This is a genomic window from Eubacterium sp. F2, assembly GCF_046244355.1.
Lineage (GTDB): Bacteria > Bacillota > Clostridia > Peptostreptococcales > Anaerovoracaceae > Aminicella.
Window position 1 is genome coordinate 1,937,864 of the sequence record NZ_CP176393.1, and the last position, 22,500, is coordinate 1,960,363.

Genomic DNA, 22,500 nt, shown 5'->3' on the forward strand with positions numbered 1-22,500 from the left:
AGCTCGCTATTTCAGTTCGAGTCGTCAGCATCTCGACGCGTTTCCTCGTACCGAAATCTTGAGGCGGCATGGGTGTGTGCACCGGAAAGTGATGTGCATATAGATAAAAGAAGGCGTGTCGGATCCAGGAAGGTGGACTGTTAATGAAAGAAAAAGAAGTATTAGAAAGTCTGAGTAAGGAGGAACTGGTTGATCTGATATTGGAATACAGTGACAGCGGATATTTCCCGCTGGAGCTGTTTATTCTGACAGCGGATTATGCCTTTACAGCAGATGATATAAAAGACCTATGGGAGTGTTCTTATTATCAGGCTCTGGAATATGAACATCAGAGATCAGATCTTGGAGCAGTTCTTCTTAGAGACGTTTCTGAGCTGTGTTTTGAACGTGCGAAAAGATTCAAAAATGCGGACGAGCAGGAAAAGATGCTGGAGATGCTGACTGATGATCTCACCAGGGCGAGTGAAGAGGATGGAATTGGGAATTACACTGATTCTGAATGGCTGTATGATGAGGTAAGAGAAGAGATTGAAAAATGGAAAACTCTTACTATCAGATGTGCATCCGCGTCTGATCTGGATGCAATAGAGTCTGTTTATAACCGAATTCATGATGCGGAGGAAAAAGGAGAAGTCACAACGGGCTGGATCCGGTCGGTATACCCGGTTCGCGCTACGGCGGAAGCGGCCTTGCGCAGGCAGGATTTATTCGTGGAGAAGGATATGGCGGATAGCGGCCGGATTGTGGGTACGGCGATTATCAATCAGACGCAGGTGGATGTCTATGACGGCGCTGACTGGCAGTATGATGCTCCTGAGAGTCAGGTCATGGTCCTGCATACTCTGGTGATTGATCCTGCGGTAAGGGGACATGGATATGGGAAAGCCTTCGTGCAGTTTTACGAACAGTATGCGGAAGAGCATGGCTGTAATTATCTTCGAATGGACACGAATGAGCGCAACCGGAATGCGCGGAGTTTTTATACCCGGCTGGGTTACCGGGAAGCGGATATCGTACCTTGTGTCTTTAATGGAATTCCGGATGTGAGTCTGGTGCTGCTGGAAAAGAAGCTGTAATCGGCAGGAAGAATATGAATGGAAAAGGGGAAAGCATGATCAGTTTGAAGCTCTATGAAGATATCCAGAATTACATTGATGAACACTATCTGGCTGCAGAACTGCAGGGTGATCTGGAGGATTTTCTCATCCGGGATCAGGCACCAGTGGGAAAAGCCCCAGGAGAAAAACCGGCCGCAACGCTTGAAGACGCCCTGGGCCAGATCGATGAGAGTTTTTCTGAAATGCTTCTCCGGAAAATCGATGAATCCGGGATGACGGATGCCCAGTGCTATAAAAAGGCGAATATCGACCGCAAGCTCTTCTCTAAGATCCGTACGGATAAAAACTACAGGCCGTCCAAGGCCACGGTTCTGGCTTTTGCCATTGCCCTGGAACTTCCCTTGCCGGAAGTGAAGGAGATGCTGATGAAGGCAGGCTTTGCCCTGTCTCACTCCAGTAAATTCGACATCATCGTGGAATATTTCCTCGCGCATGGGAATTACAATCTCTTTGAAATCAATGAGGCCTTATTCGCTTTTGATCAGAAGCTGATCGGCGGATAAGAAAATGAAATGTCGCTTCGCATGCGACCAGATGGAGGCCGGAAACTTCTACAATATGGCTGTAAGTTGAAAAAAGAAATCACTTGCAGTTTGTAATTTGTCAGAAGGAAAATCCAGGAGGCAGCATGATGAAGAAGAATTTAACAGAAATCGTATTTATCCTTGATCGAAGCGGATCTATGAGCGGACTGGAATCCGACACCATTGGCGGCTTCAATTCCATGATCCGGAAGCAGAAGAAGGAAGATGGACAGGCACTGATTTCTACCGTACTCTTCAACAACAGCAGCGAGGTTATTCACGACCGTGTGAATGTGCAGAAGCTGAATGATCTTACGGAGAAAGAGTATTCTGTGGGCGGCTGCACGGCCCTGATCGATGCCATCGGCGGGGCGATTCACCACATCGATAACATCTATAAATACGCGAGGGAAGAGGATATTCCGGAGCATACGATGTTCGTGATCACAACGGACGGAATGGAGAACGCCAGCTGCCGCTATTCCAGCGGCGAAGTGAAGCGGATGATCGAGCGGAAGAAAGAGGAATCCGGCTGGGAGTTCCTCTTCCTCGGAGCCAACATTGATGCCGTGGAAACCGCGAGACACATCGGAATCGATGAGGACCGGGCTGTTAATTACAACTGTGACAGTGAAGGAACCGCCCTCAACTATCACGTGCTTGGTGAAGCGATCCGATCGGTCCGGAAGAGCAGACCTCTCGATAAGGGCTGGAAGAAGCGGATTGACGAGGACTATCAGAAGCGCGGACAAAAGAAATAGGGGGCAAGGAGAAATCCTGTGTAATGAACATGTGCGGGACTGCGGGACCGTTGCACTAAGCTCAAATGGGTATAGGGCAATGGCCCTTTTTTACTGTCGATATATCTTCCTTCAGTCGTTAATTTCTCCGAAATTCCGTCATTCTCCGTTCGGGGTAGTCCGAAAGACCTTCCTGATGTGATTCAGAAACCGCTCTGCAATCGGTGTGAAGCTCTGGTATTTATGCCAGATCAGATACTGTTTCACGGATAATTCCGGATTCAGAGGGCGGAAGACTAGGCTGCTTCCGACGGAGGTATTGGAGAGGTCCTTAAAGGTCAGTGAATACCCCAGGCCTTCCAGGGCAAACATGGAAGCATTATAGGAGAGACGAAAGGTTCCCTCTAACTGCAGCTGATCAAACAGACTTCCTGCCCAGGGGCGGATGTCATTTTCCCAGCTCTGTTCGGATACGAACAGGGGAAGGCCAGCAAGATCTGCTGCAGATATGGAGTCTTTTTTTGCGAGCGGCGCGTCTTCACGCATGACCGCACCAAAAATATCTGCCTTCGGGAAGGTCAGGTAGGCGTACTTACGGCTGTCCGGAGTCTCACAGATGACTCCGAAATCCAGTAAGCCCTTATCCAGCTTCTCAGTTACCTGCTCGGTATCGCCGCTCATAATGTGATAGTGCATGTCGGGATAACTCTCCTTAAATCGTTTGATTCCTCTTGCCAGATAGCGGATCTGATAGGACTCAGCGAGGCCAAAATAGATATCGCCGCCGGTCACATCATCAAGAGTCAGGAATTCCTGTTCGATCTTATCGGCCATGGATACCAGGTCTTCCGCACGCTTTCTGAGCAGTACTCCTTCATCGGTGAGTGTGATGCTGAAGCTGTGACGGATAAACAGCTTTTTTCCAAGCTCTTCTTCAAGTTTTTTCAGCTGCTTCGACAGCGTGGGCTGGGATACATGCAGATACTCCGCAGCCCGACTCATATTCTCTTCTCTGGCAATCGCCAGGAAATAGCGCAATGTTCTTATTTCCATGATAATACCCCTTATGCAAAAGATATGACGAAAAGTAATAACATGATATGAATTATAGCAATTAGCGATAACTCTTTCCGTCGATTATACTACATATTGTCAGAAGAAAGAAGCAGCGCTGAGGAAAAATTGTTTATGGAGTAATAGAATGACAATGGAATGGAAAAGTGTTCTGGAAAACCTCAGGGATGCAGGATGTGATGAGCGTTCAATCCAAAGAGCAGAACAGCTTTATGTTTCGGGTCAAGATGGCGAATTTCTGCACTTCCTTCGCTGCCATCGCTGCAAATTGATGGAAAGTCTGCATGAGGGACAGCGCAGGATCGACTGCCTGGACTATCTTATCCGCAAAAGTAAAGCTGAACAGAGCAAGACGCATAAAGAAAGGAATTACACATTATGATGAAAACAGCAGAACTGAAGCTCGTGAAGGAGTGGGACAAGACCTTCCCGCAGAGCGATAAGGTTGATCACAGCAAAGTAGCCTTTGTAAACCGTTATGGCATTACGCTGGCAGCGGATATGTATATTACGAAGAAGGCAGAGGGCAGGCTTCCGGCAATTGCGGTATGCGGACCTTTCGGTGCGGTGAAAGAACAGTGCTCCGGCCTGTATGCACAGACGATGGCAGAGAGGGGCTTCCTTACCCTTGCTTTTGATCCGTCCTTTACCGGTGAAAGTGGAGGAACGCCGAGATACATGGCTTCTCCTGACATCAATACAGAAGATTTCATGGCAGCGGTAGATTTTCTTTCTCTGAATGAGAAGGCAGATCCAGACCGCATCGGCATCATCGGAATCTGCGGCTGGGGAGGCATGGCCCTCAATGCGGCGGCTCTTGATACCAGAATCAAGGCGACTGTGGCCTCAACCATGTATGACATGACCAGAGTCAATGCGAATGGATATTTTGATGCTGAAGACAGTGAAGAAGCGCGCTACGAGAAGAAAGCTGCCATGTGCGCGCAGAGAACGAAAGATTATGCAGCCGGTGAATATACTCTCGGCGGAGGCGTAGTCGATCCGCTTCCGGACGATGCGCCATTCTTTGTTAAAGATTATTACGACTATTATAAGACGGACCGCGGTTATCACGCAAGATCGCTGAATTCTAACGGCGGCTGGAATGTGATCGGCTGCGAATCCTTTATGAATCAGCCAATTCTTAAATACAGCAATGAGATCAGAAGTGCGGTTCTGATCATGCATGGAGATAAGGCGCACAGCTATTACTTTGGCAAAGATGCCTATGAAGCAATGGTTAAAGACAGCAAATATACGGGAAATAAGGAGTTTTTAAGCATTCCAGGGGCAGTTCATACCGATCTGTATGATGGCGGAGATAAGGACTATATCCCGTTTGACAAGCTGGAAGCCTTCTTTACCGAGTACCTGAAATAGTACGGTTATCAGAGAAAATATCATATACGAATAGGAGTTAAGTTATGAAACCCTATATCATTTGTTACATGATGACATCGGCAGATGGAAGAATCGACTGTGGGATGACGGCGCAGCTTCCGGGAGGCTCATCCAGATCGGATGTCTATTATCAGGTCCTGGATGAACTTGATATCCCGACAACTGTAACGGGCCGGCACACCGCTGAATTGGAGATGTCCCTGCCAGGAAAATTCCAGGCAGAAGATCATACGGACTGCGGCAAAGAAAACTTTTCAAGGAAAACCGATGCTGCCGGTTATGTGATCGTTGCAGATACCCACGGTACGCTGCTTTGGAATAAGGAAACCGATACAGAGAAGCCTCTGCTGATTCTTACCAGCACCAGCGCCCCGCAGGAATACCTCGATTATCTGGACCGGCAGAATATCTCCTGGATTGCCTGCGGAAATGAGCACATCGACCTGAAGAGGGCATCCGAAATTCTGAATACGGAGTTCGGTGTTCAGCGCATGGGCATTGTCGGCGGTGCCGCGATCAATACAGGCTTTCTAACAGCAGGACTTCTCGATGAAGTGGCTCTTCTGATCGGTCCGGGAATCGACGGAAGGACAGAGATGCCATCTGTATTTGAGGGAAGAGAAGACGCCAGTCCGCTTCCGCTCCGGCTTAAACATGTAAAGTCTTATGATAACGGAGACGTGGTGATTCGTTATCAGGTAAAATAACATTTCATTATACACCAATAGAAGGACTTGACCCACTGCTTGGCGCTGTTTCAAACCGCGCTATATAATAAATCTATTAACAAAATATCATTATTTGACTGCTTTGCTGCAGGTCAGGGAGGTTTGAACATATGACAGAGAAATCAAAGGTATATTTTACAGATTTCAGGACGGAGCTGGGTGTGCCGCTTACGATGAAGCTCCAGAAGCTCATTAAGAATGCGGGAATCGGAGATATGGATATGGACGGCAAGTTCGTCGCGATAAAAATGCACTTCGGAGAGCTGGGAAATCTGGCCTATCTCCGGCCGAATTACGCTAAAGCAGTGGCTGATGTAGTAAAGGAAAATGGCGGCCTGCCTTTCCTTACGGACTGTAATACCCTCTACCCGGGCTCAAGAAAGCATGCCCTGGAGCACCTGGACTGCGCCAATTTAAACGGATTTAACCCGACTACGACCGGATGTCAGATCATTATCGGCGACGGCCTCCGGGGAACAGATGATATAGAGGTGGACGTTCATAACGGAGAATACTGTAAAACGGCCTTTATCGGACGGGCTGTAATGGATGCGGATATTCTTATCTCCCTGACGCATTTCAAGGGGCATGAGCAGGCCGGCTTCGGAGGGACTATTAAGAACATCGGAATGGGATGTGGATCCCGGGCCGGAAAGATGCAGCAGCATCAGTCAGGTCATCCACATGTCATAGAGGAAAATTGCCGCGGCTGTATGAGATGCGCAAAGGAGTGCGGATCCGATGCTATTTCTTATCCTGAGAAGGAGGTCGATGGCAGAACGGTCAGAAAGGCCTGGATTGATCCGGATATCTGCAAGGGCTGTGGACGCTGCATAGGAGCCTGCGCCTTTGATGCCATAGAAAATGAAAACTGGGATGCTCCGCAGCTTCTGGGCTGTCGTATGGCAGAATACACACAGGCCGTATGTTATGGCAGACCATGTTTCCATATCAGTCTCATTACCGATGTGTCACCGAACTGTGACTGTCACGGTGAAAACGATGCGCCTATCCTGCCGGATATCGGCATGCTCGCCTCTTTCGATCCGGTTGCTCTGGACCAGGCCTGCGTGGATCTCTGTGAAAAGGCCGTTCCAATCAGAAACTCCCAGCTTGGTGATAATATGGCAGCTTCGGATTTCCATGATCATCATGATGTCTGGCTGAACAATAATCCGAATGTGGCCTGGAAGGAAACCCTGGAACACGCGGAAAAGATCGGGCTGGGAAGCCGCGCGTATGAGCTTGTAACAATGAAATAAGAAGGGATGGGTGGCAGCTGCTTCCGAAGAGGAACGTTTCGATCTGGCTGGAAATGGAAGGCATTCAGGAAATGAAGGGGGCAGCAGCCCCCTTACTTACCTGGATAACAGAATCTGGTAATTCTGCTCCAGATCTTCTACGGTTCTGGCAGAGCCTTTAAAGTCGTATACTTTTCCTTTATGTTCAGCAAGCAGAGTCGGGAAACTGTGCGCGCCCAGCCGGCCGGCTTCGCGGAAATCCTCGTAAGCCGCATCTTCTTTATTCCAGACCTCCTTAAGGCTGTTTTCCAGTTCCTGAGCATCCAGTCCGAACTGTGGAGCAAGTTCTGTATAAGTATCGATATCGCTAAGACTTTTGCCGTAGTAGAAGAACTGTTTCTGGATGGCAAAGGCACACTCGGCAAGCTGCTCCGCCTTCAGCTCCTTGCGGATGACGGACCAGGCGATTGCCGGATGAACAGAATTCAGCTGCATATCGCTCTTGAGAACGGCATTATAGGCGGAACCGAATTCAACGCCATAGTATTTTTCAATCTGCTGGTTACCCTGCTCAAAAAAGCCATAGGAATTAGCTGGCTTACTGTTATTTTCTACGAACAGGCCGCCGGAAACGATGGAAAGCTCGATTTCCGGGTGTCTGGCCATGAATTTATGAAAAACGGAGTCGAACCCGTAGCACCATCCGCAGTAGGCATCCCATATTAATGTTAATTTCATATCATACCTCTTTTCTTCTTGAACGTTGTAATTTGTCCACTCTGAAAATGATTCCTCTCCAATTAAAAAGTTATCATCTTGAAGTATCCTTATCTTATCAGAATAGAAAATATTTACAAGAAGGTTTTTTCATGCGACTTAGTCAAGAGAAAGATACTGTGCGGAAGGAGCCGCAGCGGCGCAGGATTCAATCATCGTAATGAGGGCTTCTGCTGGGTATCATGCGGAAAACAGGGAAAAAACAGTTGATAAATTCGTAAGGAGAATACTATACTTAAAATATGACTAGCAAAAGCTTCGAATAAAGAAACAGTTGCAATCTGCGGTCTTTATGCCCGGTATGCCATAAAGACAGTTCATACTTTGATGAGCCGAGATTATAAGAACCTCACCCTTCCACGACGCTGAAGCTTCGGGCGGGTGCCCGGGAACCTTGTTGTCGTCTGACGGGCAGACAAAAAAACAGCCGCAGGAATGTAAGTGAATACAATTCCTGCGGCTGTTTTTATTTGTACTTGTCTGCGTCAGGGATGACTTATGCTGCTTCGGCAGATCGGGACGACTTTTCAGCTTCTGCTGACTTTCTGCGGAAAACCAGACGGAAGATCAGTCTGACCAGAGGGCCTGCGAAAAAGATCTGCCAGGCAAGTGCCATTGGGAAATTCATCGCTGCGGTCTGCAGCCAGGTGCTGATCAAACCTGCCGCACTAAAGTCCTTGAAGAGTAAGGATGCGGCAAAGCTCATCGCTGGGCACATCAGGCAGACCGTGAGTGAACTGCGGATCAGAATTATCCAGAGTACCGGCATCTCCCTGGTTACCAGACGACGGGTGAGGAACATAATCAGGCGCTCAAAAACGAACATTTCCAGGACGATGGCAAGCGGCCACATGATCCACAGCTCTTTTCCAAGAGCTATGGCAAATACACCATCGTGCAGCCTGCCAATATTCAGTGCGATATTATAACAGATCATCGCGTAGACCATTGCAAAGGTCATCAGTACAGTAAATACAATATTTTCCAGCTTATTTTCTGGCATAAAAAAACTCCCTTCGTGATGACTGTGTTGTTCGTTATCACTACGGGGAGTGTGCGTTTCCAATAAAACCAGTATGAAATTCAAAATTCCTACCCATTATACACAAGAAAATTCGCGCGTGCAAGCTGTTTTTAATTGCGAACAATCAATTATGATTTTTTTCTGGTTATCCTATTTCCACTCTGTATTATACCGTAAGAAGAAAGCAGGCAGGAAGCCAGGAAAGTGGAGCAGGATTGTTCCACTAGTGAACGTAACAGAAGGGATCCGTTCGATCGGTACCCATCGGAATGCGACTGTAGAGCCGGAAGGCGTTCCAGGCATCAGGCTGCGTACAGCCCACGAAACCACTTGGAGATCGGTCAACAAAAACTCCCACTAGTTCTTGACACCATCGGATTTGCTTTAGTAATTGTCAGATTTACATTTCTTGTGGTACACTGTGCTCATGTAATGGGAGGGCAGCGGAAATCACTTCGCCGTCTTTCATCTGGAAGATGCTGTCTGTGAAAAGCGTGCGATGATGGCTTTGCTGGAAAAAGTGACTGCGTAATGCCGGGGACAGTTCAGAAAGGAGCCGCAGCAAGATGAATAAAAATACAATAATCCGCTGCCCGGGAGACTATCAGAAAGATCCGCTCTATCTGAAATATCACGATGAAGAATGGGGAAGACCCTGCCACGATGAGCGGCAGCTCTATGAGATGTTCGTCATCGAGCTTTTTCAGGCCGGCCTTTCATGGAGGACCCTTCTGCACAAGCGGGAGAATTTCAGAAAAGCCTATGATCATTTCGACCTGATGAAGGTCGCGGACTATGGTGAAGAGAAAATCAATTCTCTGATGCAGGATAAGGGAATTATCCGTTCAGAGCGGAAAATCAGGGGAAGCATCATCAATTCACGGATTATCCGCGACCAGATTCTGCCGGAGTTCGGCTCCTTCGACTCCTATGTCTGGCATTTCACGGACGGGAAGACCGTTTATGAGGGACCGGGAGTCACGACTGATGCATACAGCGACCAGATGTCAGCTGACCTGAAGAAACGCGGGATGAAGTTTGCCGGATCGGTCAGCCTCTTCTCTTATCTTCAGGCAGTCGGGGTGATCAATTCTCACACGAAGGATTGCTTCTGCTATAAAGAAATTATGCAGGGGCAGGCACTTTCCCGATAGTTGGGAAAATGGTCTGCTGCATTTGCGGTTTTCAGATTGTATCATGTCAGAGAAAGGAAGCGCTGCAAGATGAATAAAATGAATATCATACTTAGTATCATAATTGGCGCACTCGTTGATGGTCTGTTACGGCTTTCAAGCGGGGATGAAGGAAATCTGCTGGTACATTCGACAGTATTTCTTATCAGTGCAGGTTTTACCCTTGGCGTGTTGTATTTGTCTGGAAGATATCGGAAGGAGAAATAAAACAGCGCCTTAAAGACAGGAAAGGAACATTTATGTTCGATCAGACGAAAAAGACCGGTGGTCTGCCTGATTCTAATTTCCGTCTTTATCACATCGAAAGCCCCAAAAGCTCATACCGCAGATAAAGGGGCGGAACCCATCAGCTTTAAGACAATAGGATTAGTTATTTCTTTGCTGTCATGCATAGCCAGCGTTTTGTTTTATGGATTTTTATATCATGGAATCCGGCTTCTTCCAGAAGGGCTTTCAGGTCAGTATCCTTGTAGATTTTCATGCCGCTGATGATTTTTGTCCACTTATCATCCTTATCGCTGTCGCCGTTACTTTCATTGCAGATAAAGAATGTGCCGCCAGGGCGGAGCACTCTGCGGACTTCGCTGAAGCACTGGGGCAGGTCCGGCCAGAAGTAGACGGTTTCGAAGGCTGTTGCCGCATCGAAGCAGGCATCTTTAAATTTTATGTCCGCCACGCTGCCCTGAATCACGGCGCAGCGGCCAGAAGATACGGCTTCCTTATTCAGATCCAGCGCTTTCTCTACGCTGACGGGAGAATAGTCGATGCCTTTAACGATGCCGCGGGGGCATTTTTTCAACAGCCGTTTAATGTTGGCTCCGCCGCCACATCCGCAATCCAGAATTGCAGCATATTCTGAAACATCCAGAAATTGAAGCGCCCAGCGCGCGACAGGGCTGTGGCAGAGATTCATCATTGCGGCCATAATTTTCCCGCCCTGACCTTCCGGCCTGCGGGTATTATCCCAAAATGACATGTCGTACCTCCATAATATTATAATGATAGCGCGGATGTTAGTTATATCTAACTACAATATACCTTTGTTCCATCTCTCTTGTAAAGTATAATCTGACGATAATTTCAATAAATGCAGATCACAAAATAACCTGAAGATCTGTCAACCAAAACTCCCACTAGCTCTTGGCACCATCCCTGGCATTTCTCTGTTTGACGGCTGAACTTCAGATTACTATAATGATATTATCACGATTATTAAGAAAGAAATCTGCCGCGGCAGCGGTTTGCGAGAGTTGAATGGATCGTCTATGCGGAGAAAGTCGATCGTGACAGCTATGCCGTGTTTGAACCGGCGATGCGAGAGGCCTACATCGACCAGGCAGAAATTGTGTCAAGCTTTAACAACAGTCTGAAAAAAGAAGAATTCAAGGTCTGGTATCAGCCGATCATTGATGCGGGATCCGGGAAAGTATGCGCTGCTGAGGCCCTGGTCCGCTGGAATCATCCTGAGCAGGGGTTTATCGGACCGGACCGCTTTATTCCGGCACTGGAGTCCGGCGGGTTTATCACCCGGCTGGATCTTTATGTCTTAAAGCACGTCTATCAGTTTCAGCGTTCTCTGCAGGAAGCGGACTTCCCGCTTGTTCCGGTGTCGGTGAACCTTTCCCGGCAGGATTTTTACAGCGACACGTTTATGAATGAAATTTTCAGCCTTGCGCAGGAGTGTCCTTTGCCGACATCCTGTATTAACTATGAAGTTACGGAGACGGCAGTCGCTGTGCTCCGGGAAAACTGTGAATATCTGTTTCAGCAGCTCCGTCAGATCGGCGCAAAGGTTCTTCTCGACGATTTCGGAAGCGGATATTCTTCGCTTGCCATGATCGGAGATTATTCTTTTGATGCGGTGAAAATCGATAAGTCCATCATCAGTCAGATGGAGACGAAACCGGCAGTAAGAGCGGTCATCGAGTCAACAATCAGCATGTGTCATAATATCGGTCTGCGTACCATTGCAGAAGGTGTTGAAACCCGTGTACAGCTGGATTTCCTGAGAAAATGCGGCTGTGACTGCATCCAGGGATATTATTACGCCCGTCCGATGCCGGAAGAGGATTTTCGGGAGTTCCTGACGCAGTCTCATATTGCGGATGCCCACGGCTTTTCGATTAGTACACAGAAACGTCCGAAGGAAGTGGATGTTGACAATATCATGGATCTTGTCGACCACTCCGGCCAGTTCATTCAGGTCTGCCGTCCGGAAGATTACAGCATGGTGTATGCGAATGAAATGACGCTGGACATCTCCGGCCACCCGGACCTGCCTTATGAGGGGGAACGCTGTTACCACTACATGCTTGGCCTGGATGCTCCCTGCGGGCACTGTCCGATGAAACTTATAGACGGTGAGGACGAGAAAGTCATTGAAGTGGATGACGGTTCTCACATATTTTCTCTCAAGGCGAGATATACGACCTGGAATGGCATCAGAGTATTTATCGAATACGGACGTGATATTACAGATACTAAAGCGGGTCAGCGCCGTTATGCGGATCAGATCCGGGGTATTCTGGAAAATATTCCGGAAGGTCAGGGCGTGTTCCATATGGACCTGACTGCGGATAAATGGATCAGTTCAGGAGGTGCTGCGCAGAACGCCAGGGATATCCAGGATCTTCCGGATGTCGATACACTGATCCGGAAGATCGGATCCTTCGTGCCGGATAAAGAAGGACAGGAGCGGTTTTTCCGCACCTTCAGCAGGGAATCTCAGGTGCGTGCCTATGCAGTGAATAAGCGGCAGATCGTTCTGGAAACCGAATCCTATTACGATGACCGGACCATACGCTGGTCCAGAATCACCGCCCACATCATAGAAAATCCAAATACGGATCATGTGGAAAGCATAATTTACGGGGTTGATATCTCAAAAGAACAGACCCATATCGAAGAGCTTGAAAAAGAGCGCCGGCAGGACCGGGCGGAAAAAGAACGGCTCCGCCGGAAAATTGACGAGACATGGGAGATATATACACAGGCGGACCGTGCAATGTACATGGAAAAAAACAGGGCAAGAATCAGACTGCCTGCTTGGACTGAACAGAAAAAATATCCTCTTCAGAATATTAAAGATAACAGTTATAATACATATATAGAGATATTTATGCATGTAAGGAAGGAATGCGAGGATATTGGGAAATTTACAGGGGAGCAGGGCGATGTATCATCCCGATGATTTTCATGAAATACCGGTTCCGTACGCTGTTTTTGAAATCATCATGAGTGAAGACGGAAACCGGATTGTTAATACAAGATATATTTTCGTCAACGAGAAATACTGTGAAATAGGTGGAAAGCGGCGGGAAGAGTTCCTTGGCAGGACATTTAAATCCGTTTATCCGGACGCAGGAGACCACTGGTTTGACTATTGTTACCGTGCGGTCAGGGGAGAGACTGTCCATGACCGTCTGTATGAGCCCCTGATTGGTCACTGGCTGGATTTTACGGTTGCACCGGTGGCAAAACCAGACTGTGTAGCGTATACCTTTACCGTTGTAGACAGAGAACAGGAATTGCTGGCAGCAGAAAGAAGAGACAGACAGACCGGGCAGATTATACTCCGCATGTCTAGAATTCTGAATGGAGAAGAGGATTATGAGACCAGCCTGAATCATGTACTGCGTGAACTTTCCCATATCATTCACCCGGACCGTATTTATATTCTGGAGACCGATCAGGTTACCGCAAGCAATACCTTCGAGTGGTGCGCACCGGGCGTTAATCCGGAAATCATGACCCTGCAGAATATGGATTACAGGACATCGATTCAGGGCTGGGAGAAGTTTTCTGCAGATCAGGCTAGTGTTGTTCTTCCGGACATCACCGTGCTTCGTGAAAAGGATCCGCAGAACTACGAGATTTTGCAGCGACAGGGAATCAAACGTCTGATTGCTGTTCCAATGCATCAGAAAGGGCGTCTTATCGGCTATCTCGCAGCGGATAATTACGAAGAAAGCGACCGGATCAACACCCAGAGAATCCTTGAGATGGTGTCCTTTTTCGTCGGGGCAAAAATCATGGACCAGAGGCTCATCCTGAAACTGGAGCATATGAGTCACTACGACATGCTGACCGGTGTGCACAACCGAAATGCTATGATCGAAGCTTCCGGTGAGATCGCCGCGCAGAAGGAAAGCATCGGCGTTGTCTATGCAGATGTCAATGATCTTAAGAAAATTAATGACGAGCAGGGTCATCACGCAGGCGACCAGGCCATCTGTTTTGCCGCAGAAACCATGTCAGAAGTCTTCGGCCCGGATCATGTTTACCGGGAAGGAGGAGACGAATTTACCGTTCTTCTTCCGGGAATCTCCAGGCAGCAGTTTGAAGAGAAATACCAGCTGCTGCTGACCCGCATTAAGGCGCAGAGCGATACCTGTATTGCTGCCGGGTCCGCCTGGGATGAAGATGCAGGCCATCTGAAACAGACCATCCACCGGGCGGAACAGCAGATGTACATGAATAAAGCAGAGTATTACAAGGTCCATGACCGGAGGCGGAATTAGGCAGGTCGTCGGATCCGATTTTCGGTCTTGAACGGGCTATATTTGTCGATAAAATATCAATTAAGGAGGACCATAAATGAAAATCGTAATCATCAATGGAAGTGCAAGAAAAGGGAATACGCTGACCGCAATTCATGCCTTCTGCAAAGGCGCATCGGTGAAAAATGAGATCGAAATCATCCAGCCGGATCAGCTGAAGATCGCTCCGTGCAAGGGCTGCGGCGCCTGTCAGCGCTATAAAGGCTGCGTCGATAAGGACGACACTAACCCGACAATCGACAAAATCGCGGCAGCAGACATGATTCTGTTTGCAACTCCTGTATACTGGTGGGGAATGACTGCGCAGCTGAAACAGGTGATCGATAAATGCTACTGCCGTGGAATGCAGCTGAAGAATAAGAAGACCGGAGTTATTATTGTGGGCGGCGCGCCAACTGATAATGAGGAATATAAACTGATCGGAAGACAGTTTGAATTCATGGCCGCTTATTTATCCTGGGACATGCGCTTTATGAAATCCTACTATGCAAATGCCAGGGACGAGATGGAAAAAAATGCGGATGCCATGGAAGAACTGGAAACACTCGGACGGAATCTGTAATCAAAGCCGGTGCCGCTGCTGCCGGATGTGCAGCTGACCTGGTATTTCCTTGCGGCTCTGGCTTTTGTCCAGGAGAGGGAAACGGAAGTGCGGGTCTGTTTCACGATCCGAAGGCCTGTTACCCGGCCCGGCTTCACTGCTGCGTCGGAAGGGAGCACCAGCTGCGGCATGAAGACCAGAATCATCGCCGCCGACAAGAGAAAAATAAGAGTTTTCGATTGTTTCTTAATCATGTTCTGCCTCCTTCATTAAACATCTGCCAATATTATACCGGAAATTTACAGAAACGTATCAATTGAGACGGAAATCGGGGTAAATATTAGACATGATGTTTTGGACAAAGGGGACAAAGCAAGATAAGAAGGGAGAACAGCAATGAATGAATATTTGAAAATAGCAGATGTTTACGGCCGTGAGATTCTGGATTCCCGCGGAAATCCGACGGTTGAGGCAGAAGTGACACTGGCGGATGGAACGGTCGGAAGGGGCGCATCTCCATCCGGTGCCTCTACGGGAGAGTTTGAGGCCCTGGAACTCCGCGACGGTGACAAGAACAGATTCGGAGGAAAAGGCGTTTCCAAAGCAGTTTCTAACATCAATGAGAAGATTTCAGAGGCCCTGAAGGGTGCGGATGCGTCAGATACTTATGCAGTGGATCAGATTATGCTGGATCTGGACGGAACGAAAGATAAGTCCAATCTGGGCGCCAATGCGATTCTGGCGGTATCCATTGCAGCAGCCCGCGCGGCATCGAAATCTCTGGATATCCCGCTCTACCGCTTTCTCGGCGGGGTAAACGCGAACACCCTGCCGGTTCCGATGATGAACATCTTAAATGGCGGTGCGCACGCAGGGAATTCTGTGGATACACAGGAATTCATGATTATGCCGGCGGGCGCAGAGAGCTTTAAGGAAGGTCTTCAGTGGGCGTCTGAGGTCTTCCATGCACTGCAGAAACTGCTGAAAGAGGAAGGGCTGACCACGGCTGTTGGTGATGAAGGCGGCTTTGCTCCGGATCTTAAGAGCGAAGAAGATACGATTGAACACATTCTTAAGGCCATCCAGAATGCCGGCTATGAACCGGGAAAGGATTTTGTCCTGGCGATTGACGCGGCAGCATCAGAATGGAAAAGTGAGAAAGGAAAGGGCTTCTACCATCAGCCAAAATCCGGAAAGGATTATACCAGCGATGAACTGATCGCCCACTGGGAGAGTCTGATCGATAAGTATCCGATTTATTCCATTGAAGACGGTCTGGATGAGGAAGACTGGGAAGGCTGGCAGAAAATGACAGCGAAACTAGGAAACAAGGTGCAGCTGGTCGGGGATGACCTCTTCGTCACCAACACAGAGCGTCTTCAGAAGGGCATTGAACTCGGCGCAGGAAATGCGATTCTGATCAAGCTGAATCAGATCGGCTCTGTCAGCGAAACGCTGAATGCCATCAAGATGGCGCAAAATGCGGGAATGCGCGCGATCGTATCCCACCGTTCTGGTGAAACGGCTGACACAACCATCGCCGATCTTGTCGTTGCGCTGAATGCGGGAGAAATCAAGTCCGGCGCACCGTCCAGATCCGAGCGTACCGCGAAGTACAACCAGCTTCTGAGAATCGAAGAGTCTCTCGGAAATGCTGCGGTATATCCGGGAAAGGGTGCGTTTAACTTTAATAAATAACAGGATTCTGTTTCAGGATGGCCGTTCTCTGATCTGTTTCTGCGGGTCGGAGGGCGGCCTTCTGCTTATTTTTACATAAGTTTGAAGTGCTATAATATTTTATTTTCCTGAAGCGAAGAGGAACACGTGTAACAGACTCAGCAGGCAAAAATCTTAATTGAGCAAGGGGCGACCCGTCGAAAGCTGCAATCGGACACATGTGCGGAAACACAAGATCTGATCGACACTTTCCCGGAAAAGAATCCGGGGAGATTTTTCGGGGCGTAAATCCTGGTTGACTTGCTGTAATTTTGGTGTAAAATACATTTCACGGAATTGAATTGTGCAAAAGCGATAGGAGGGAAAATCATGGAATTAAAAGACTTTACAGAGAACGAACAAAAGCAGATCAGCAGGGGGCTTTCCACCGCTGAAATCAGCGACAAAGAAGCCGCTGACAAGATCCTGGCGCTGCTGCCGGAAGGCTGGATTAAGAAAATTCCATTCTTCGTGAGAAAGCATGCCACGATCAAGACCATCGAACGCATCGCGAAGCAGTATCCGGAGCTTTACGCCGCCGCCAGGAAGAAAGGCGATATTCCGGAAAAAGAAAAGGAAGAGCTGCGGAAGATTATCACAGATATCTTCAGGGAGAAGATGGAGAAGCATCAAATAAAGTAACTGGCGGAGTGAAGTAAAATGAACAGGGAAGTTGAAGAGGGATTTATAAGAAATACTGCCAGGAAAGTTTACCAGGAACTGTCGCAGAAGCAAAAAGACTATATCTTCTGGCATCCAAGTGTTTCGCCTCTATTAAAACGTCCATGATCTGATTTGCTTGCATGTCCAGGAACTGCCCGATACAATGTCCATAGAAACCTGAACTTCATTTTTCAAAAAAGAAAAGACCCCAGAGAGTAACATTCTAAACCCATCGTTTCTCTCTGAGATCTCCTCAAACCATGATTATTGTATCAAACTATCGGCTCCGCCGCAACCAGAATAATTCCACATTCACCGTCATCTCTCTGGAAAAATCATTCTGCCCGGGAGTTTGACAGTTTCAAAGCACAAAAATCGCTGGAAGCCTTGCAATGGCTTTCTTTTTTGTCAAATTTCGTAAAAATAGTTGTGGTATTGTTCGGTATTGTGTGATATAATAGTCTTAAGTGTAACCACTTGAGAACGTTGCAATTCCAGTACACAGGAGAGATATTATGCGCCTCAATATCGTCAAGTCCAAGAATGCTGAACAGCTGTACATCATCAAGTCCTATCGCAAGGAGGACGGCAAATCAACAACCCGGATTTTTAAAAAGCTCGGTACGATGCAGGAACGGCTTCCGGAGCACAACAACGACCGTGACGCTGTTATTGCCTGGGCCAAGGAGCAGGCACGCAAATATACGGAAGCAGAGAAACAGGGCACTCTTGATGTTTCCATTGACCTTTCCGGAAGCAGGCAGTTGGAGCCGGACAAGATGACAACATTCAATGGTGGATATCTCTTCCTTCAGAAAGCATTTTACGAACTTGGGATCGATAAGACCTGCCGCAGAATACAGAAAAAGTACCGTTTCAAGTTTGACCTGTGTGAAATCGTCCGTGATCTGCTCTACGCCAGAATTCTGGATCCCTGCTCCAAGCGATCCACGCTGGAATACTGCAGAAGTCTGTTGGAAACTCCCGGATATGAACTGCATGATGTTTACCGTGCTCTGGATGTTCTCCAAAAGGAGTCCTCTTTCATCCAGGCCTCCCTGTATAACAACAATCAGGGCATGCACAACACATCCGTTCTCTATTACGACTGCACCAATTTCTTTTTCGAAACAGAAGAGGCAGACGGACTGCGTCAATATGGAAGAAGCAAGGAACATCGTCCTAATCCAATCGTTCAGATGGGACTTTTCATGGATGAAAACGGACTGCCTCTTGCACTCACCGTTTTTCCCGGGAACCAGAACGAGCAGCCATCTCTGATCCCGTTAGAGAAAACGGTTCTGTCCGATTTTAACCTTTCCCGGTTCATCGTATGCACAGATGCCGGGCTTGCTTCCCGGACAAACCGCCATTTCAATAACATCAGCGGCCGCTCCTTCATCGTGACGCAGTCTCTGAAAAGCCTGAAAAAGCACCTGAAAGAGTGGGCACTTGATCCTTCCGGATGGAGACGTATGGACGACCCAAAAGAATACAATCTGGAGGAACTGGACGAGAAAAGCCATTTCCACGATATTTTCTTTAAGGAAAGATGGATCAATGAGAACGGACTCGAGCAGAGACTGATCGTCTCCTACTCTCTGAAATACAGGGAATATCAGCGGTCGATCCGTTCCAGACAGATCGACAGAGCACTGAAAATCATCGATCAGGGAAAGAAAAAGGAGACCAGAAATCAGAACGACCCAAGGAGATTCATTGAGGAGCAGCAGATGACCATAGACGGTGTTCTGGCAGAACTAAAAACACAGGCGTTGAATGATGAGAAAATAGCAGAAGAAGAACACTATGATGGTTTTTATGCAATATGTACAACCCTGGAAGATGATATTGGCAGCATCATCAGGATCAACAAGCAGAGATGGGAAATCGAGGAGTCATTCCGCGTCATGAAATCAGAGTTCCGTTCACGTCCTGTCTATCTTCAAAGAGACGAGCGGATTGAAGCGCATTTCCTGACCTGCTTCCTTGCCCTGCTGGTATATCGGACGCTTGAAATTAAGCTGGATGGAAAGTTTACAATCCGCGAGATCATTGATGCTATGAAGACGATGAAATTCCGAAGGATTGAAGGGATAGGGTATATTCCCTGCTACACCAGAGATCGGATAACGGATGCTCTGCACAAAGCATGCGGCTTCCAGACAGATGTCGAGTTCATCTCTGATAAACAGATGAAAAAAATTTTGAAAGAGACAAGATCATAGAGAAAATACTACAATTTCACAAAAGAAAACAAGTGCCACAGCCGTTGTAAATTCGACGGTTATGGCACTTTTACTCTTTTTAAACTGTCAAAGACGGGATTGTATCAAACTATCGGCTCCGCCGCAACCAGAATAATTCCACATTCACCGTCATCTCTCTGGAAAAATCATTCTGCCCTTTCTGCGGAGGCGAACTGGTCTACCGCGACCGGCGGCGCAGAATCATGCGCGGATATTCGGAAGAGGTTGATTTTCTGATGGTTCGGCGTCTGAAGTGCGTCAGCTGCAGACATCTGCATGTTGAACTTCCGGACTGTGTTACTCCGTATAAGCAGTTCAAAACGGAAATCATTGAAAATGTTGTCGATGGCATTTCTACGATCAATGACAGCACAACCTGCGCAGCACCCTGTGAACGTACCATGAAACGCTGGATCTCCTGGATCCGAGAGAACCACAGCCAGATTAACGGACTTCTGAAAGCAGCCGTATCATCCATCCTGCCGCATCCTGAGCATCTGCTGTATTCTTCTGTTTCTCTTTTCGACGGGCTTCGTCAGGAAGGCCAGCAGTGGCTGGCTAAATTGAACCGGATCATGATTAATGCTGCAGGAAAAATGATGCTGCAGCCAGAGGGTCCAAAATGTGCACCTGACTTGTCCGGTGTCCTTTCTTCATCTGCTGTACTCTTGAGGCAGGAGGTGAAGAACAATGAATCGAAAAAAAGAAGTTCACGATTGGAAGGAAGAGCAGGCACAGGAGCGCCTGATGCTCATAGCCCCTCTTCTGGTTGAAAGCATGGACCGGTCCATGCGGGTGCAGATAAGGCATAGAATTGCCAGGCAGGCACACTGCAGTGAGCGGACCATCCGCAGATATGAACAGGCCTACCGGAAAGAAGGATTTAACGGCCTGAAGCCCAGAAGCAGAGATAATCATAGGAGCAGGAAACTCCCGGAGAATTTTGATGAGCTGCTGCAGGAAGCAATCCAGCTGAAACGGGAAGTTCCAAGACGCAGTGTTGAGCAGATTATCTTTATCCTGGAAGGGGAAGGAAAAGCAGAACCTGGGAAATTAAAACGTTCAACGCTTCAGAGGCACCTTTACGATGCGGGATTTGGGCGGCGTCAGATGCAGAGATACATGGAAAGCAGGAAAACTTCCTCCAAGCGCTTCTGTAAGCCGAACCGGATGATGCTTGTGCAGGCGGATATCAAAGAAGGCATCTATCTTCCAATTGGAAAAAACGGACAGAAGAAAAAGACCTATCTTTCCTCTGTACTGGATGACCATTCCCGCTACATCCTGCACTCGCAGTTTTACGACAATGAGGGCGCGCAGATTGTGGAAGATACCTTCCGTCAGGCCATTCTCAAGCATGGACGCTTTGACAGCGTATATATCGATAATGGAGCCCAGTACCGCTCCAAACAACTTGTCCGTGCACTTCAGCGGCTGGATATCCGGGTCCGGTATGCACCGCCGTATTCAGGGAAATCCAAAGGAAAGATCGAGAAGTTCCATCAGGTCACAGACGACTTTCTTGCAGAAGCAAAAGCCGATCAGATAAAGACTCTGGAAGAACTGAACGCGGCCTGGACTGCCTATCTGGAAGAATATTACCAGAAACGGCCGCATGACGGTATCCGGGAATACTATGAAAGTCAGGGAATTCCGGTATCTCTTCTTGGAATTAGTCCGGAAGTGGAGTGGCATCGGGACCAGAGGCGTCTGACCTTCCTTGATGCATCGGTCATTGGAGAAGCGTTCCAGCATCGTGAAAAGCGGCGTGTTGATTCGGCAGGATGCCTGAAATTCCACGGGATCACCTACGAGGTCAGCACATCTCTGATCGGTGCGGAAGTAGAAATCGGTTATGATCCTGTCAGCCGGGATCAGATTACCGTCTACAGCAGAAACATGGATCCGATCCAGGCAAAACCGATTCAGATCGGTTCCTACTGCGACTCATCGGAACCGGTTCCTGCCGCCCTTCTTCCTGAAGAGCCGGAAGCTTCACGTTTTCTTAAGGTTCTGCGGAAGAAACGGAAGCAGACTGTCGAAAAGAAAACCGACGCCATTTCCTTTGCAGATTACGGAAAGGATGGTGAATGATCATGTATGAAGAATTCTTTGAAATGACGCATACACCGTTTGTCCGTAACGTCCCTGTAGAACAGCTCTACCAGTCCCCGAAGCTGGATGAAGCACTCGGCAGGCTGAGGTACGCAGCAGAAAAGCAGCTGTTCGCGGTTCTTACCTCTGATCCAGGTTGTGGAAAATCCACATTAATCAGGCGGTTTGCGATGACACTGCCGAAGGACCGGTATATTCTTCTGTATCTTTCGGATTCCAAACTTACTCCGCGGTGGTTTTACAAAGGGCTTCTGGATCAGCTGGGACTGGAAGCGGGATTCTACCGGGGAGATGCCAAAAGAATGCTGCTGAAGGAAATTGAAATTATCCGCGGCGTTCAGCATAAAAAGCTGGTCTGTATTCTGGATGAAGCGCACCTTCTTGGAAAAGAAACCATTGAAGAATTCCGGTTTCTCCTAAATTACCGCTTTGATTCGGAAAGTCCTCTGGCGCTGATTTTATCCGGACAGAGTGAATTATGGGATCAGAAACTCCGTAAGCCTGCGTATGCAGCGATTCGTCAGCGCATTGATATCAGCTGTGTTCTGCATCATCTGGACCGGGCGGAGACAGAAAAATATATACGCGCACACCTCAGTTACGCGGAATGCAGACAGGAGATATTCACTGATGGAGCTGTGGAGGAAATCTACAAACAATCCTGCGGAATACCGCGTATGATCAACCGATTCTGCGAAAAAAGCCTGATGTACGCCTATCAGCAGAGGAAACGGCTGATTGACGATCATATGGTGAAATACGTCAGCGAACATGAGAACATCATCGTAATGTAGAGACGAAGGCCGCCATCCAATCGGCGGCCTTTTGAGACGGTGA

The 22,500-nt window shown here is 48.0% G+C and carries 22 protein-coding genes and 1 pseudogene; 18 read left to right on the forward strand and 5 right to left on the reverse strand.

Annotated elements, in window-relative coordinates; all coding sequences use genetic code 11:
* Positions 1-143: 143 nt before the first annotated feature.
* From ACI77B_RS08345 to ACI77B_RS08355, 3 genes and pseudogenes are all read left to right on the forward strand, one after another.
* On the forward strand, positions 144-1,076 hold the full coding sequence (locus tag ACI77B_RS08345; RefSeq protein WP_409336391.1) for a GNAT family N-acetyltransferase: 933 nt from the start codon (positions 144-146) through the stop codon (positions 1,074-1,076).
* 164 nt (positions 1,077-1,240) lie between these two features.
* Positions 1,241-1,621 (forward strand): annotated as a pseudogene (locus ACI77B_RS08350) (RNase III inhibitor); the annotation flags it as partial.
* A 128-nt stretch (positions 1,622-1,749) separates the two neighbouring features.
* Entirely contained in the window at positions 1,750-2,403 is a 654-nt protein-coding gene (locus ACI77B_RS08355) for a vWA domain-containing protein (protein WP_409337717.1), read from the forward strand.
* A gap of 138 nt (positions 2,404-2,541) precedes the next feature.
* Here ACI77B_RS08355 and ACI77B_RS08360 read toward each other — a convergent pair whose 3' ends face one another.
* Positions 2,542-3,435, reverse strand: a complete 894-nt coding sequence (locus ACI77B_RS08360) for a LysR family transcriptional regulator (RefSeq protein WP_409336392.1) — start codon at positions 3,433-3,435, stop codon at positions 2,542-2,544.
* Positions 3,436-3,583: 148 nt separating this feature from the next.
* Between ACI77B_RS08360 and ACI77B_RS08365 the strand changes: the two genes are divergently transcribed.
* From ACI77B_RS08365 to ACI77B_RS08380, 4 genes are all read left to right on the forward strand, one after another.
* Positions 3,584-3,838, forward strand: a complete 255-nt coding sequence (locus ACI77B_RS08365; protein WP_409336393.1) for a hypothetical protein — start codon at positions 3,584-3,586, stop codon at positions 3,836-3,838.
* Positions 3,838-4,836, forward strand: coding sequence for an alpha/beta hydrolase (locus ACI77B_RS08370; RefSeq protein WP_409337718.1), 999 nt, complete (start codon positions 3,838-3,840; stop codon positions 4,834-4,836). Before ACI77B_RS08365 ends, ACI77B_RS08370 begins: the two co-directional genes overlap by 1 nt.
* A 44-nt stretch (positions 4,837-4,880) precedes the next feature.
* A complete protein-coding gene (locus ACI77B_RS08375) occupies positions 4,881-5,564 on the forward strand; it encodes a dihydrofolate reductase family protein (protein WP_409336394.1) in 684 nt (227 codons plus the stop codon).
* 131 nt (positions 5,565-5,695) lie between these two features.
* Positions 5,696-6,847 carry a DUF362 domain-containing protein gene (locus ACI77B_RS08380; protein WP_409336395.1) on the forward strand — a complete coding sequence of 384 codons (1,152 nt, stop codon included), beginning with the start codon at positions 5,696-5,698 and terminating at the stop codon, positions 6,845-6,847.
* Between the two features lie 96 nt (positions 6,848-6,943).
* Here ACI77B_RS08380 and ACI77B_RS08385 read toward each other — a convergent pair whose 3' ends face one another.
* Complete coding sequence (locus ACI77B_RS08385; protein ID WP_409336396.1) at positions 6,944-7,564, reverse strand: DsbA family protein; 621 nt, start codon at positions 7,562-7,564, stop codon at positions 6,944-6,946.
* A 535-nt stretch (positions 7,565-8,099) separates the two neighbouring features.
* Complete coding sequence (locus tag ACI77B_RS08390) at positions 8,100-8,606, reverse strand: DUF2798 domain-containing protein (RefSeq protein WP_409336397.1); 507 nt, start codon at positions 8,604-8,606, stop codon at positions 8,100-8,102.
* A 247-nt stretch (positions 8,607-8,853) separates the two neighbouring features.
* On the opposite strand from ACI77B_RS08390, the gene ACI77B_RS08395 reads away from it, so the two are divergent.
* Together ACI77B_RS08395 and ACI77B_RS08400 are read left to right on the forward strand one after the other, a co-directional pair.
* Positions 8,854-8,988 (forward strand): hypothetical protein, encoded by a 135-nt coding sequence (locus tag ACI77B_RS08395; RefSeq protein WP_409336398.1) that lies wholly within the window; start codon positions 8,854-8,856, stop codon positions 8,986-8,988.
* Between the two features lie 205 nt (positions 8,989-9,193).
* Complete coding sequence (locus ACI77B_RS08400; RefSeq protein WP_409336399.1) at positions 9,194-9,781, forward strand: DNA-3-methyladenine glycosylase I; 588 nt, start codon at positions 9,194-9,196, stop codon at positions 9,779-9,781.
* Positions 9,782-10,190: 409 nt separating this feature from the next.
* Here ACI77B_RS08400 and ACI77B_RS08405 read toward each other — a convergent pair whose 3' ends face one another.
* Entirely contained in the window at positions 10,191-10,796 is a 606-nt protein-coding gene (locus ACI77B_RS08405) for a class I SAM-dependent methyltransferase (RefSeq protein ID WP_409336400.1), read from the reverse strand.
* 369 nt (positions 10,797-11,165) lie between these two features.
* Here ACI77B_RS08405 and ACI77B_RS08410 point away from each other — a divergent pair, with 369 nt between their 5' ends.
* From ACI77B_RS08410 to ACI77B_RS08420, 3 genes are all read left to right on the forward strand, one after another.
* Positions 11,166-13,010, forward strand: coding sequence for an EAL domain-containing protein (locus tag ACI77B_RS08410; RefSeq protein WP_409336401.1), 1,845 nt, complete (start codon positions 11,166-11,168; stop codon positions 13,008-13,010).
* Positions 12,994-14,340 carry a sensor domain-containing diguanylate cyclase gene (locus ACI77B_RS08415; RefSeq protein WP_409336402.1) on the forward strand — a complete coding sequence of 449 codons (1,347 nt, stop codon included), beginning with the start codon at positions 12,994-12,996 and terminating at the stop codon, positions 14,338-14,340. The genes ACI77B_RS08410 and ACI77B_RS08415 overlap by 17 nt, the downstream gene beginning before the upstream one ends.
* A gap of 76 nt (positions 14,341-14,416) precedes the next feature.
* Positions 14,417-14,941 carry a flavodoxin family protein gene (locus tag ACI77B_RS08420; protein WP_409336403.1) on the forward strand — a complete coding sequence of 175 codons (525 nt, stop codon included), beginning with the start codon at positions 14,417-14,419 and terminating at the stop codon, positions 14,939-14,941.
* On the opposite strand, the gene ACI77B_RS08425 is transcribed toward ACI77B_RS08420, so the two are convergent.
* A complete protein-coding gene (locus ACI77B_RS08425) occupies positions 14,863-15,174 on the reverse strand; it encodes a hypothetical protein (protein ID WP_409336404.1) in 312 nt (103 codons plus the stop codon). The genes ACI77B_RS08420 and ACI77B_RS08425 overlap by 79 nt on opposite strands.
* Before the next feature lie 142 nt (positions 15,175-15,316).
* Here ACI77B_RS08425 and eno point away from each other — a divergent pair, with 142 nt between their 5' ends.
* From eno to ACI77B_RS08455, 6 genes are all read left to right on the forward strand, one after another.
* Positions 15,317-16,618: a phosphopyruvate hydratase gene (gene eno, locus ACI77B_RS08430; protein ID WP_409336405.1), complete on the forward strand. Its 1,302-nt coding sequence runs from the start codon at positions 15,317-15,319 to the stop codon at positions 16,616-16,618.
* Positions 16,619-16,966: 348 nt separating this feature from the next.
* Complete coding sequence (locus ACI77B_RS08435; RefSeq protein WP_409336406.1) at positions 16,967-17,278, forward strand: hypothetical protein; 312 nt, start codon at positions 16,967-16,969, stop codon at positions 17,276-17,278.
* Between the two features lie 536 nt (positions 17,279-17,814).
* Positions 17,815-19,527 (forward strand): IS1634 family transposase, encoded by a 1,713-nt coding sequence (locus tag ACI77B_RS08440; RefSeq protein ID WP_409336407.1) that lies wholly within the window; start codon positions 17,815-17,817, stop codon positions 19,525-19,527.
* A 158-nt stretch (positions 19,528-19,685) separates the two neighbouring features.
* Positions 19,686-20,321 carry a DUF6431 domain-containing protein gene (locus ACI77B_RS08445; RefSeq protein WP_409337719.1) on the forward strand — a complete coding sequence of 212 codons (636 nt, stop codon included), beginning with the start codon at positions 19,686-19,688 and terminating at the stop codon, positions 20,319-20,321.
* Positions 20,239-21,642 carry a DDE-type integrase/transposase/recombinase gene (locus tag ACI77B_RS08450; protein ID WP_409336408.1) on the forward strand — a complete coding sequence of 468 codons (1,404 nt, stop codon included), beginning with the start codon at positions 20,239-20,241 and terminating at the stop codon, positions 21,640-21,642. The genes ACI77B_RS08445 and ACI77B_RS08450 overlap by 83 nt, the downstream gene beginning before the upstream one ends.
* Positions 21,639-22,457, forward strand: coding sequence for an ExeA family protein (locus ACI77B_RS08455; protein WP_409336356.1), 819 nt, complete (start codon positions 21,639-21,641; stop codon positions 22,455-22,457). Before ACI77B_RS08450 ends, ACI77B_RS08455 begins: the two co-directional genes overlap by 4 nt.
* Positions 22,458-22,500 lie beyond the last annotated feature (43 nt).